The sequence below is a fragment of the Aporhodopirellula sallentina SM41 genome (genome assembly GCF_000346505.1).
Lineage (GTDB): Bacteria > Planctomycetota > Planctomycetia > Pirellulales > Pirellulaceae > Rhodopirellula > Rhodopirellula sallentina.
In genome coordinates this window covers 1-13,655 of sequence record NZ_ANOH01000478.1, presented here as the reverse complement: position 1 = coordinate 13,655, position 13,655 = coordinate 1, and the positions used below count along the sequence as shown (strand labels likewise).

Genomic DNA, 13,655 nt, shown 5'->3' with positions numbered 1-13,655 from the left:
AACGCCAAACACTCGCCCCCGCAGAACATCACTTCACCATCAAGCTATGAATCGTCCTCAATTACGAATCCCGATCCATGCCATGAAACGCTTCCTGTCGATTGGCTGCGCATTCTTGGTTGCAATGCTGCTGACAACCGTGTCATCGGGAGAAGAGGCGTGGCGACAATACGTCGGAAAGGCAGGGCCGAGCGGATGGCGATGTCACGTGATCCAACCCGATGCCAAAGACGACGGACCCGACGGCATCAATTTCCATGATTGGAATGGAGATGGATACGTCGACGTCTTTGTGAACTACGAAGAGGGGAGGTACAGCCGTTTGTATTTCAATCCCGGATCGAACAAGTGTCGCGGGCTTTGGGATGATTGGATCGAGTTCCACCATGGACCGTGCGAAGATTCCTCGATAGGAGACCTGGACAATGATGGTGACATCGACTTCATCGCCAACGGTGGATGGGTGTACTTCAACCCAGGCCAGACGCATGTTCGAGATGTGAACCGTTGGGGAAAAATGACGTTGTTCGATCATGAACAGCGCGTACCACTGGTGATGGACGTCAATCAGGACGGCCTGAATGATTTGATTGTTGGCGCGCAAACTTGGTTCAAGCAACCGGCCGATGGCAAACATGACGCAAACAACTGGCCCAAACACATCCTGGGAAGTGCAGAGTGGCCGATGAATTGCATTCCGCACGATGTCAACGGCGACACAGAAGTTGACTTGGTCGTGCCAAATCGGCGGAAAGAAGTTTTCTGGTATGAAAACCCGGGCCGGGAAAGAGTCACCATGCGGTGGCCTCGAAAACCCTTGCATCCGCACAAGTCAATGTTCGTCGCTCTGGGAGACGTCAATGGCGATGGCACCACCGATGTGGCAATCGCCGGCGGCAAAGAAGGGACGGAACAATGGTCACACAAGCTGACGGTCTTGCTGCGTACTAATAGGTCTGGTGATCCGCAGTATCACGAAATTGTCATCGACCAGCCTTGCGGCAATTTCCCTAAGGGCGTTGCGATCGTCGATCTTGATAACGATCCAACCACGAAAGAGATCGTCGTGACGCCGAAGCAAGGTGACCTCTGGATGGCCATCTATGAAGGTGACCCGATGGATGCGAAGAACTGGACTACGAAGGTGATTCAGACGCCGGGATCCGAGACACGGAAGAAGATGGACAACGTCTATCTTGCCGACATTGATGGTGACGGAGATCAGGACATCGCAACGACCGAGGAGAATGGCGGTTGGGGAGTCATCTGGTTTGAGAATCCGTCGCGTGTCTGCACTGAGATCAAAGCAACCGCTTTGAAGTGTGAATACTTGACCGATCCGCGGGGTATCGACATCCCTGACCCGCGATTTTTTTGGCAAGTTAAATCCGATCAAGACGATGCCGTTCAATCCGCCTATCAATTGATCGTTGCTACCAGCGAGGCACTCATCGCAGAGAACAATGGAGATGTTTTTGATTCCGGCAAGGTAGTTAGCGACCGCAGTATTCAAATCGCTTACGAGGGGAAACCGCTCTCATCAGCAACGGACTACTATTGGAAAGTCCGCATTTGGGGACGTGATGACCAACCTTCAGCGTGGAGCGGAACGGCTAGGTTTGCCACGGGGTTGCTAAACGATGGTGACTGGAAGAATTCTCAGTGGATCGCTTGGAAAGATCACGACGCTTGGCAAAATGCGTGGTGGAAGCGTAAAGAGGTCGAATTGAAATGCCAGGAATTCTATCTTCCTTCGTACTTCGGTGCCCGAATGAATATGTTCGAGCGGATGTATTTTCACGGCGAAAATCGATACGACCCCGCGCCGCTGCTGCGCAAAACATTCGCCACGAAAAAACCAATCGCTAGTGCCAAGGTCTTCATTTGCGGCCTTGGGTATCACGAATTGTTCCTCAATGGATCCCGCGTCAGCGACCATGTGCTCGATCCCGGTTGGACCCAGTACAACCGAACGGCGTTGTATGTCGCGCACGATGTCACGGACTTTGTTCGCGACGGCGAAAACGCGATCGGTGTCATGTTGGGACGTGGCAACTACGGCATGCTCGCTCTGGATCACTGGGGCTTCTACAAGAAGGGCGGCTACATTGGCCAACCAAAGCTGAAGTGCCTGATCAAGATTGATTACGAAGACGGGACCACGCAGAACGTGGTCAGCGACCTGAGTTGGAAAGTCACCGGCGGTCCCATTCAATACGATTGCCCCCACATGGGCGAAGTTTACGACGCAACGAAGGAAATTCCTGGTTGGAATACACCCGAATTTGATGACGCCGGTTGGGACTCGGTGCATTCGGCTCCTGCGCCCGAAGGTGAGTTGAAATCACAACTCTGTGAGCCCATTCGTGTGGTGAAAACGTTTCGGCCCGTTAGCGTCAAACCAGGCGGTCGAGGAAGTTTCCTCGTTGATGCCGGCACCAACTTGGCGGGCTGGCTGCGCGTGAAAATCGATGCTCCCGCGGGTACCCCCATCACCATTTACTACGGTGAAGACTCGGATCCGCTCACACACGGCCAACCCGGCGGTTACCAGCAAAATGCTTACGTTGCCAAAGGTGAACCGGGTGAAGTTGCTGAATGCCACTTTTCGTACAAAGGGTTTCGCTATGCGTTGATCAAGGGACACGACAAGTCCTTGACCGCCGATGATGTCGAGGTCTGTCAAGTCAACTCGGACGTGACCGACGTGTCGACATTCCAAACGTCCGATGCGATGATCAACCAACTGCACATGATTTGCCGTCGCTCGTTGACATCCAATCTGCATAGCATTCCCACCGACTGTCCGCACCGTGAAAAGAATGGTTGGATGGGTGATGCCACTACCGGCATGGAATACGGGATGGCCAATTATGACTTGGCCGCTTTGATGACCAAGTTTGTCGGCGACATGCTCGATACCCAGGATGACGAAGGCCGCATGGCTGCGATCGCGCCTTGCAACAGCAACGCTCGCAAGCGTGGCCGTTCGCCGCTGTGGTCAGCCGCCTGTGTTCATGTCTCTTGGTACATGTATCAAACTTACGGTGATACCCGAATCTTCGAGCGCGATTGGGACAGGCTTTCACTTTTTACCGAAGGCGTGTGGAAACACAACGGTGTGCCGGGACAACGGGGTATCTTCAAAGACGGTTACGGCGACTGGACGTCACCGCATGGCAACAAAGGCGAAGAAGGTGTCGAAGTCTACTCCACCATGAACTTCTTTCTGGTGCTGCAGCGGATGGCCCACATGGCAAAAATTCTGGGCAAGGCTGAGGACGCCATCAAGTTCAACTCTCAAGCCGAAGAAGTTCGTCAGGCACTCTACACGCACTGCTTTGATGCCGAGCAAACCATTTTCACCGGCACAAAACCGTCGGGATATCGCCAAGGCCCCAACGCCATGGCACTGTATTGCCGCATTGCGAAGCCCGAACACTGCGACGCAGTCTTGAAGCGGTTGATTCAGGACATCAAGGTTGATCGCGATCTGCATGTCTATGGAGGCATCTTCACGGGGCAAGCTGCGTGGGAAGTCATGCCACAATCCGGGCATGCCGAGCTCGCTCATGATGTGCTTTCCACCGATACCTTTCCGGGTTACGGCAAGATGTTGGCGAATGACGCCACGACAGTATGGGAACACTGGACCGGTGGCGGTTCTCGCATCCATCACTTCTTGGGCTACGTCGACAACTACCTAACGCGATACGTTGCTGGGATCCGCTGCGATCTGACCAAGCCCGGATTCAAGAACATCCTTTTCGAACCGCAATTCATCAACCAGGTGGATGATGCCGAGTACCACTTCGATTCGATCCATGGCCCGACAAGCATTCGTTGGCAGCGGACCGGCGACGATAAATACGCGATCGAACTGATCATCCCAGCAAACTGCACCGGTGAATTCGTGGTAGCGGCGGAATCCGTCAAGTCCATCATGCTCAACGGCGATGCGCATGATCTCGATGGATATCAACTGCACCCGCTCAATCGAACCGCGGTGGTTCAAAAGAAGCAATCGCTTCGACTGCCTTCAGGAAATCATCAAATCCTTCTTATCACCTCTTCAGCAGCACCATGACATTCATACCACACCAACTCCCGTTGATTCGGCAGGCCCTCAGTGTCGCAATTTTGCTGGCCATCTCGGCAGGAATCAGCACCGCAGAGCAATCGGTTGCGACAGATACTGCGATCACTCCGCCGCCTGGTGGGGAAGACCTGATGACGTTCGGCCCGGAGCAACCGCTTGATTTTCAATCGCAGCATGTGGAAGCAAAACGGCAAGTGGATCTCGGTCGAAAAGATGCCGTTCGCCAATGCGTACAGTATCGAAGCAGACACGCGTTTCAGCGACCCCGAAAACATGCGAGTACGGGTTCCAGTTCACGGAACGGTTTGCAAGGGCGACGTCGTGCTGATTTCATTTTGGATGCGACGTCCTGGTGCCGGCGGCCAACCCAACAACGCCTACCTTTTCGTCGATGCAAAGCCGGAATCAACATCCTATCAATACAACTTGTCTGCGTACAAAGAGTGGGTACAGCACGTTCGCTCGTTTGTGGCAACAGGTGATTTTGATTCGTCCGAAGCTTGTCTGCGAATCAATTTGGGCGAAGCTGGCCCAAGGGTGCAGATCGCCCGTTTGCGGCTGGTTAACTACGGATCTGCGTACGACATCGGCACGCTACCCCGGTCAACGATCATGTACGATGGCCGCCAGGAAGATGCCCAGTGGCGAAAAGAAGCACTCGCCCGGATTGAGAAAATCCGCAAGGGTGATCTCGCAATCACGGTTGTTGATTCGGGGGGGCACCCTGTTTCGGACGCAAGTGTTCATGTCGCGATGCAAAAGCATGCGTTCGGGTTCGGAAACACGATCAACTCCGAGGTAATCGGGGCAGCCAAAGAGGACTTCCCGGTCAATCCAAAGAAAAAGATTATCGTCACCTGGGATGAAGCCCAGAAGTACCGCGAGGTTGTTAGGAGATACTTTGATCGGGTGACCTTTGAATCGGAACTGCGGCCTCACGTCTGGAAAGGGCTCAAGGGAGATAGCGAGGGGGCACGCCGAAAGCGCCGAATCTTTTGCGAAGAATCTCTTCCTTGGTTGCGTAGTAACAACATCAACGTGCGAGGACACTATGTCGCCTGGGCGCCGATGGATTTCAATCCGATCGAGAAGGATTTTGTAGGCAATCCCGATGACCACCGAAAATGGTTGTGGGAGCACATGAATGACGTGCTGCCAGCAACCAGCGAGTTTGTCACCGAATGGGACACCATCAATCACATCATCGGTTGGGGGAAACACCGCTATGAGGATGAGTATGGTGGGCCGGAGATCTACGCGGAGATTATGGCCGAGGCGCGTCGCTTGGCGCCCGAAGCGACTCATGCGATCAACGAAGGAAAAATTCTTCCCGATGGCTACAAACGCGAGCCGTATAAGAAGATGATCCGCTTCCTTAACGAACAGGGCGAACCAGCAGATATTGTGGGCTTCATGGCCCACTTTGGTCTGACATCGTTGACCCCGCCAGAAGAATTGCTGAGGGTTTACGACGACTTCGCCGCAATCGCACCGCGTTTGCAACTGAGTGAATTTGACGTCGACGCGGGTGATGACGAACAGTTGCAGGCGGACTACTTTCGCGACGTGTTGATCGCGACCTTCAGTCATCCGAATTTTGAAGCAATCGTGCAGTGGGGGTTCTGGGAAAAGATGCACTGGAAGCCATCGGCAGCACTGTGGCGCAGCGATTGGTCGATCAAGCCAGCTGGGCAGGTGTTTGTGGATCTTGTTGCTGATCAGTGGTGGACCGACGAGTCGCTCACGTGCGATGACGAAGGCCGCTGTCAAACAAGAGGCTTCTTGGGCGAATACGTCATCACGGTCGAACACGCAGGCAAGACCACTTCCGTCGACGCCTGTTTGACGCGACAAGGCGAAAACTTACGCATCGAACTGCCCCTCGAATAGCGTCTTTTTCAAACTCGTGCTGCGTTGATACGGGTACCTGTTTCCTTCTCTCAATTTCATCCGATCTCCCACTGACAACTATGTTGAATCGCATTCCTAAAATCTGTAACACGATCCTTATCATTCTGCTGCTGCATAATGTGGGTCACATCGTTCTGGCTGCCGAGGAGGCTGACCAAAACGCCAAAGGCGCAAACGCAAACGAGCGCATGAATATCCTGCTCTTGTACGCGGATGATTGGCGGCATGACACGCTCGGCGTCGCGGGAAACCCGGTGGTTCAAACGCCAACGCTCGATCAGTTGGCGAGTGAGGGAGTCCGGTTCACTCGGAACTGCGTCACGACCGCCATTTGCGGAGTCAGTCGAGCGACACTCTTCACCGGGCAGTGGATGTCGAGGCACGGCAACCGATCGTTCAAGATGTGGGAGACTGCATGGGAGGAGACCTACCCTGGATTGCTTCGTAACCACGGTTACCACGTCGGTCACGTTGGGAAATGGCATAACGGACGTATCCCCGCCGATCGATTCGATTTTGCTCGTGCTTACGGCGGCAAACACTGGATCGAGCAGGACAACGGCGAGAAAATTCATGTGACGCAGAAGAACGAAAAGGACGTGTTGGAGTTCCTGCAAACGCGACCGGACGATAAACCGTTCTGTTTGACCGTGGCGTTCTTTGCAACCCACGCCGAAGACAAAAACCCGTTGCAGTTCTTGCCGCAGCCAGAAAGCATGGAGTTGTACCGCGACGTCACGATTCCCGTGCCGGAGAATGCGACTCAAGAGTCGTTCGAACGTCTTCCCGAATTCGTTGGAAACGAAAAGAACGAAGGTCGCAATCGATGGCACTGGCGTTTTGATACGCCGGAGAAGTTCCAAACGATGATGAAGAACTACTATCGGTTGGCCACGGAAGTTGACGCGACGTGCGGTCGCATTCTTGCTGAACTGAAAGAGCAGGGACTCGATGAAAACACTCTGGTCATCTTCACGACCGACAACGGCTACTACCATGCCGAACATGGGTTGGCGGACAAATGGTACCCGCATCAAGAAAGTATCCGTGTCCCCCTGATCGTGCGAGATCCGCGGATGCCCAAGAACATCAGCGGCCAAACCAACGATGATTTCACGTTGAACGTGGATCTCGCGCCGACCATCCTGGCCGCAGCGAAGATCGATGCTCCCGTAACCATGCAGGGCCGTGATATCAGCCCGCTCTATCTCGCCGAAGAAAAACCACAGTGGCGTGACGAGTTCTTCTATGAGCATCCCATGCTGAAGACCACCGAGTTTATCCCGGCGTCCGAAGCACTCGTTCGCAAGGATTGGAAATACATGTACTGGCCGGAGTTTGAGCGCGAACAGCTGTTTAATTTGACGGACGACCCGATCGAAGAAGAGGATCTCGCCAGCAATCCGGAGTACGCGGTGAAATTGGCCGAAATGAGAAAGCGATTCCTGCAACTCAAGGAAATGGCCAAATAGTGGCCCGTCGCAAGGTGTTCGTGATGTGTTCCGAAGCACATCTGAAGTTCCCTGGGCGCACTGCAGTTCGGTGAAGAAAAACTCCAATTACGCGCGGCTCAATGGTTGAGCAATCCGATCGGAGCAAATAGTTAGCATTCACGTCACCAGTTCCGGCCGTCGGAAGAGAGGTAGTCAATGATTGAAAAATTTCTCAGTGGACTCGATGGCGCATTCACCGGTGAAGAGCTGTTCGATCAAGTATCGGACATTGTTTACTTCATCAAGAACTGCCGCGGGGAATACCTCGTTGTCAACCAAACGTTGGTGCGGCGATGTGGTGTGAATGATAAAACCGACATCATCGGCAAGACGGCAACGGAGGTGCTCGGCACGTGCCTCGGCAACAGTTTTGTCTTGCAGGATCAGACCTTGCTCAAAACCGGGATCCCTTTGCTTTCCCGACTCGAGCTGCATCACTACGTCGACACGCACACCGGGTGGTGCCTAACGACGAAATTTCCTCTTCGCGGCAAAGACGGCAAAGTGAAAGGTCTTGTTGGTATCTCAAAGGATCTTCGCATTCCAGACCTGCAGGCCGAGGAGTACAGTCACGTCGCCGACGCGGTACGTTACGCCGAGCAAAACGTTGCGACACCTCCGTCCGTCGCGGCACTCGCAGAACTCGCTCAGATGTCAACTTACCAACTCAACCGGAGGATGCACTACGTTTTCGGTTTGACCGCGGGACAGTGGCTAACAAAGTTGCGGATTGATTTCGCACGACAACTACTGGTTAATACCGACCAATCGATTGCCGCGATATCGCTGGAGGCAGGCTACGCAGATCAAAGTGCGTTCACGAGGCAGTTTCGGCATTCCACGGGCCTGTCTCCCAAAGAGTTCCGGCAAATTAATCGGGACAAGTTAGGGCAACGCGTGTAGATGCTTTGCGAAACACGAATTCGTCTTATGACTCGATGCCAACAAGCACAGCTGCGCTCGAACCGGACGTCCCCTGCAAAAGGGCGATGCGGTTTAAATGCGGGCGATTGAAGTACCGAGTGATATCACTACGCCACGCTAGCTTGGCAAATGTGCGCCATCGATAGCGAAGACGATCGAAAGCGTCGGGTGGAATATCGTTCGTGTGGGTACACTGAATCGCGATACATACGGTTCACTACTTTGTCCCATGCAGACGACAACGGGATGAATTCTTTATCGAAAGTTTTGCGCGCGGTGAAGCCCCACTTCGTTGAGGCGTCGATTCACGATTTAGGTTGGTAAACAGTCTAAGCAAAGCGTTGCAACTGATGTGCTGCGTCGCGAGTTGAGCGTTCGTTAAAAGCGACGTGACACATCCAGGATTAGGTCAGAGGATAGACGTATTTCTTCGGATCCAAACTGTACAAGATCCGACCGTTTCCATTCGCCATTTGCATAAAACAGCTAGTAATCCAAATGAACATACCAACCCGGGGTTTCGTTTTCGCCACCGCATGCTTGTGCAGTTGCCTGAGTGCGTTTGGAGCGGATCCGGAGATTCGTTCCACGTTCGTTGCTAATGAAATCACCGAGCAATTAAAAGGTTTTCGACCGATCCTGGCAGAACTCGGACAAGATTTCAACGCCGTAAAGGTGATGCCAGAAGGTCTGCATGATCCGCTGGTCGGTGAATTTCGCTTAGGTGAGCGCCGGTGGATTTTCGTCATCGATGAACCGGAAGATGACGTGCCGCAATTGTTCGTTGACTCGAACAACGATCGCGACCTGACGAACGATCCCGATTTTGAGTACTCCGTCGAGAGGCACGGAAACGAAACCAACTATGCGGCCTCCGTAACGGTTCGGTGGAATGACACAACGGATGCAGGCATCAAGTGCTACCGTATCAAATCGCCCGACCCGCGTCGCGAGAGAACGAATCACAGCATGATTTATTATCCAGATTTTGGATACAAACACACCCTCACGATGGACGGAGAGTCCTACCACACAGCAGCGGCGGGACCGATCGACCGCCGTGTGACGTTTTCGATCGATCGCAACGATGATGGTGAGATCCACCGGAAACTGGAGACGATCCGGGTCGGCGTTCCTTTTAACTACACCGGAACGACCTATGTGGTCTCGCTGAGCGAGGGCAAACTCTCGATTGCCGAAGCTGACGGATCGATTGAGCAGATGCCTCTTCCTCTTGATCTGTCGGTCGGCCAATTTGCACCGCAGTTTACCGCCACGACCATGAGTGGAAATGAAGTCAAGTTTCCTGGCGATTTCGCGGGAAAGATCGTGTTGCTGGACTTTTGGGCGACGTGGTGCATGCCGTGTGTTTTCGAGATACCGCACATGCGGAAAGCCTATGAAAAGTGGCATGGCGAGCAATTTGAGATACTCGGCGTTACCATTGACAGTGAGGGAGAGGAAGAACGCCTGACGGAACTGTTAAAAAACAAAAACGCGGAGTGGCCGCAGATCTACGAGGGTGTCGGAATCGAGGGTCCGTTGGCGCGGATGTATGAAATTAGCGCTGTCCCCTTCGTCCTTCTGGTCGACGGAGACAGCGGTGAAATACTCGCAACCCGAAAGCAACTTCGCGGCGAAGGACTCTCGGAATACATCGGCGAACACATCTCCAAGATGAATAAACAGTAGCCAGCGACCGCGATTACGCTCGAGAAGCACGCAGCGCCTTCTCGCGGTCATGCCCCGCGACTCGAAAGATCTCGCCGAAAAAGGGGCGCACGTGTTTTCACGTCCGATTCATCGATCTCGGTCGGACGAAGAGGGCGTGTCCCTCGAGACCGCGGCATGCGCGAGTGGTCACGAGATTGATACCAGGGGGACTTCGCACCAGCCAATTGACAGCGAGCAGGCCTGATTCGCGAAGCGTTCGAGCATGATATGCGCGAAGGCGACGAAAGTTAGTGTTTTGGGTCAAGATACCGCAAAAGTTTGGGTCTACATTTGGATTATTAGTATGAAATCGCACGCAGATTCTCTTCGTGCCCATTCTTTTCGTTCCATTAATTTAAAGGTGATTCTCATGTCCCTTCCTGCCCGCTCAAGGTTGCGAGGTTTTACTTTGGTAGAACTGCTCGTTGTTATTGCCATCATTGGCGTATTGGTTGGACTGCTGTTACCGGCGGTCCAAGCGGCGCGTGAAGCCGCCCGACGTATGAGTTGCAGTAACAACTTCAAGCAAATCGGATTAGCGGTCCACAACTATCACTCCACCTACAATCGACTTCCGACGCACGGCGCAGGAACAAAATCAGGCGCGGTCGGTGACCAGCACATTTGCACAAGCAGCGGCGGTGAATGCCCGGGCGGAAGCGCTCCTCCCGGTTGGGCCGCCATCTGGGCGGACTGGGGTGCATCGAACGGCATGAACCTGAGTGCGTTTGTGGGGCTGTTGCCTTTCATCGAGCAACAGGCGTTGTGGGAGCAAATTTCGAACCCGCTCGCTGAGGACGCCAACGGCGACAGTCCTCCTCCGCACGCGGTTGGTTTGCCTGCGTATCCTTCGATGGGGCCAAACCCGAACGGGTTTCGCGGCGCGCTCTACACGCCATGGTTGACCGAGGTTCCGGCATTCCGTTGTCCCAGCGATCCCGGAGTCGGCTTGCCCGCGATGGGACGCACCAACTATGCCGTCTGCGGTGGCGATTCGTCGAAGTATGCGTACTACGGTGCCCGTAACCCGGGAATGGAGCCGAACGCGCCCTCGTCTCACGGGTGGTTCAATTCGACTTGGGGTCCGGATACTTCAGCGAGAGCGAGAGCCCACCTGCGTGGTGTCTTCATGGCGCATGAGACCTCCAAGTTTCGAGACATTCTCGACGGTTTGTCCAATACCATGATGATGGGCGAGATCGCGACCGACCTGGGTGACAACGACACGCGAACCTCGATGAGTGCGGTGAACCCGTTGGCGACTGCAACGGGAATGCTGATCAATTCGTGTGATGACCACCCCGACCCAGCGAGGCCGCAGTTTTGGAAATCGACTGGCGTGACTGTCGTGGCGGGGGCAAACGGACGTGGTTATCGATGGTCGTCGTTCGCGCCGTACTTCTCGCAGTTCTTCAGCATCAAACCACCAAACTCGTTGACCTGCGGCCAGCAGAACGCGTTGAACCCGGGGGTGTTCAGCACCAGTAGCCGTCACCAAGGTGGTACGCATGTCTTGATGGCGGACGGGGCGGTGAAGTTCATCACCGATTCCATCGAAGCCGGAAATCAACAGGCGCCACCGATCACTGACACCAACCGTCCCGGTGACGTCAGTCCTTATGGATTGTGGGGTTCTTTAGGAACCAAGGCATCGAAGGAAATCATCAGCGAAGAATTCTGATCAAAGAACGGTTCGCTATCTCAGGGGCGGCAACCTTCGCCCCTTTCTCAATTCGTATTGGAACACATCATGAAGATGACTTTGTGGCTGGATTGTTTGTTGGTTTGGTTGCGATCTCGGGATGCGGTGACGGTGGAAACCAAGTCGTTGAACCCGCAGCCGATCCTGCGTCGATGAGCCTCTCGCCGAATCCGACTGAAGACATTGCGGAATCGTCTAAGTCAATGGTTGAACAAATGAAACCAATGAGCGAGTAGCAACTCAGCGCAATCGAATCTGATCACTCGTGTTCTTCACGCGAGTTTTGCCCGCCGCGACTTGACGCCGACCGTTACGTGCACTTAGCAATCGTCGCACGGGCGGATTGTCGTTTGCAGGGCATCGTGATAAGGGGCTTACGGCCAGAGTGCGAGCAGCAGGCCGCCGCCCAAAGCGGCGATTCCGAAGGTGACGATGATGTAGGCCAGCAGTTTACGACTGCCCAGGAAAGCGACGGCGGTGGCTTTGAAGAACAGGTTGGACAACGTCGCGACCAATATCACGCGCCACGCCGTACCGGCATCGACGCGGTTGTCGTTGAACATTTTGGCGGTTGATAGGGTGATGGCATCCATGTCGGTCAGCCCCGAGATTCCGGCGACCCAGTACAACGCGCTATCGCCGAACATTTCCTTTGCTGCTGCGACCAAGAACAGGACCAACGCGTAGAGCACGCCGAAAACGATCGCGGGCTTTAATTGCGCGGGATTGTCGTGATCAGCGGGCTGCGATTCCATTTGTCTCAGCGGCACGTAGAGCACGAGACACTCGATTGCCATCAAAATTAGCATCGCGGAGATCGGATACGCGGCTACGTTCAGCAATTCGGGAGCGACGATGCCGATTTCGACTAGAACGCGAAAGTTGACAATCGCGGAAGCGATCAAAATAACCAACGCCGCCATCCCGCTAATTTCCGGCGCGTCTTTCGTCTGCCGTGCGTAACTCACCGTCGTGGCCGTGCTGGAAATCAGTCCTCCGAGAACTCCGCCAAGGATCGCACCGACTTTCGCTCCGAGCAACTTATACGCGACGTATGCAATCATGCTGATGCCGACGATCAGAACGACCATTCGCCAGATGTCGTACGGATTGAGGACTCCATAAGGGCCGTATGTCTGGTCGGGAAGGACCGGAAGAATGACGAGCCCTATCAATGCGAGATTCATGACCGATCGCAAATCCTTGTCGGTCATCGCGCCGACGAATCCATGAAGCGGGCGTTTCCAGTGGAGCAGCACCGCCGCGACGCCTGCGGTCACAATTGCGGGCCCGTTCCTACCGATGCCCGACGCGCACCCGACCGCGAACATCAACAGGGCAGCGATCTCGGTTGTCATGCCCGCATCGAATTGTCCGGCACGAAATTTGGCGACGTTCGCCATCATCAGTAGGCCGGTGGTCGCTAACAGTCCGCTCGCACACATCCATCCACGTTGTTCGTCGCCGACCATCGTGCACAGCGTTCCGAAAATCGTGATCAGCGGAAAAGTGCGTATCCCCGCGATCTCCGATACTTTCCACTCTCGTTGCAGTCCAACAAGGAGACCGAGGCCGAGCGAAGTAGCGAGAGCGAGATAAGTTTCCATCGAGGCCGGATCCAGAAGTAAATTACACGCAGGGGATACAGAACGCATCCTTACGTGAATATTTTATTTCACCGGAGACGTGGAACCTATCGGTGCATTGAGATTGGGCACGATGTGCGTCTGAGAACCGCGGTTGGTGTGAGGCCGGAATGAAAGTAGGCCGGATGAAGGAGGTTTTGCGACGCATATCCGGCGGTGGTTAGGAT

7 protein-coding genes are annotated in these 13,655 nt (G+C 54.3%); 6 read left to right on the top strand and 1 reads right to left on the bottom strand.

The window, feature by feature from the left end; translation table 11 throughout:
- The first annotated feature begins 82 nt into the window (after positions 1-82).
- The 6 genes from RSSM_RS32860 to RSSM_RS30655 all read left to right on the top strand — a co-directional run bounded on the left by RSSM_RS32860 (position 83) and on the right by RSSM_RS30655 (position 11,821).
- Entirely contained in the window at positions 83-4,087 is a 4,005-nt protein-coding gene (locus RSSM_RS32860; RefSeq protein ID WP_085980034.1) for a family 78 glycoside hydrolase catalytic domain, read from the top strand.
- 186 nt (positions 4,088-4,273) lie between these two features.
- On the top strand, positions 4,274-5,989 hold the full coding sequence (locus tag RSSM_RS30675; RefSeq protein ID WP_236621510.1) for an endo-1,4-beta-xylanase: 1,716 nt from the start codon (positions 4,274-4,276) through the stop codon (positions 5,987-5,989).
- A gap of 80 nt (positions 5,990-6,069) precedes the next feature.
- Positions 6,070-7,482 (top strand): sulfatase family protein, encoded by a 1,413-nt coding sequence (locus tag RSSM_RS30670; RefSeq protein ID WP_081613939.1) that lies wholly within the window; start codon positions 6,070-6,072, stop codon positions 7,480-7,482.
- Positions 7,483-7,659: 177 nt separating this feature from the next.
- Positions 7,660-8,406, top strand: a complete 747-nt coding sequence (locus RSSM_RS30665; protein WP_008689220.1) for a helix-turn-helix domain-containing protein — start codon at positions 7,660-7,662, stop codon at positions 8,404-8,406.
- Positions 8,407-8,925: 519 nt separating this feature from the next.
- The gene (locus RSSM_RS32050; RefSeq protein WP_008689219.1) at positions 8,926-10,119 is read left to right on the top strand and encodes a TlpA family protein disulfide reductase; all 1,194 of its coding nucleotides are present in this window, start codon (positions 8,926-8,928) and stop codon (positions 10,117-10,119) included.
- A gap of 391 nt (positions 10,120-10,510) precedes the next feature.
- Positions 10,511-11,821, top strand: coding sequence for a DUF1559 domain-containing protein (locus RSSM_RS30655; protein ID WP_044304101.1), 1,311 nt, complete (start codon positions 10,511-10,513; stop codon positions 11,819-11,821).
- Positions 11,822-12,216: 395 nt separating this feature from the next.
- On the opposite strand, the gene RSSM_RS30650 is transcribed toward RSSM_RS30655, so the two are convergent.
- On the bottom strand, positions 12,217-13,449 hold the full coding sequence (locus tag RSSM_RS30650) for an MgtC/SapB family protein (protein ID WP_008689210.1): 1,233 nt from the start codon (positions 13,447-13,449) through the stop codon (positions 12,217-12,219).
- Positions 13,450-13,655 lie beyond the last annotated feature (206 nt).

Coding starts and splice junctions, on each gene's coding strand:
- RSSM_RS30655 (WP_044304101.1), top strand. CDS start 10,511: ATGTCCCTTCCTGCCCGCTCAAGGTTGCGAGGTTTTACTTTGGTAGAA.
- RSSM_RS30650 (WP_008689210.1), bottom strand. CDS start 13,449: ATGGAAACTTATCTCGCTCTCGCTACTTCGCTCGGCCTCGGTCTCCTT.
- RSSM_RS32860 (WP_085980034.1), top strand. CDS start 83: ATGAAACGCTTCCTGTCGATTGGCTGCGCATTCTTGGTTGCAATGCTG.
- RSSM_RS30675 (WP_236621510.1), top strand. CDS start 4,274: ATGTGGAAGCAAAACGGCAAGTGGATCTCGGTCGAAAAGATGCCGTTC.
- RSSM_RS30670 (WP_081613939.1), top strand. CDS start 6,070: ATGTTGAATCGCATTCCTAAAATCTGTAACACGATCCTTATCATTCTG.
- RSSM_RS30665 (WP_008689220.1), top strand. CDS start 7,660: ATGATTGAAAAATTTCTCAGTGGACTCGATGGCGCATTCACCGGTGAA.
- RSSM_RS32050 (WP_008689219.1), top strand. CDS start 8,926: ATGAACATACCAACCCGGGGTTTCGTTTTCGCCACCGCATGCTTGTGC.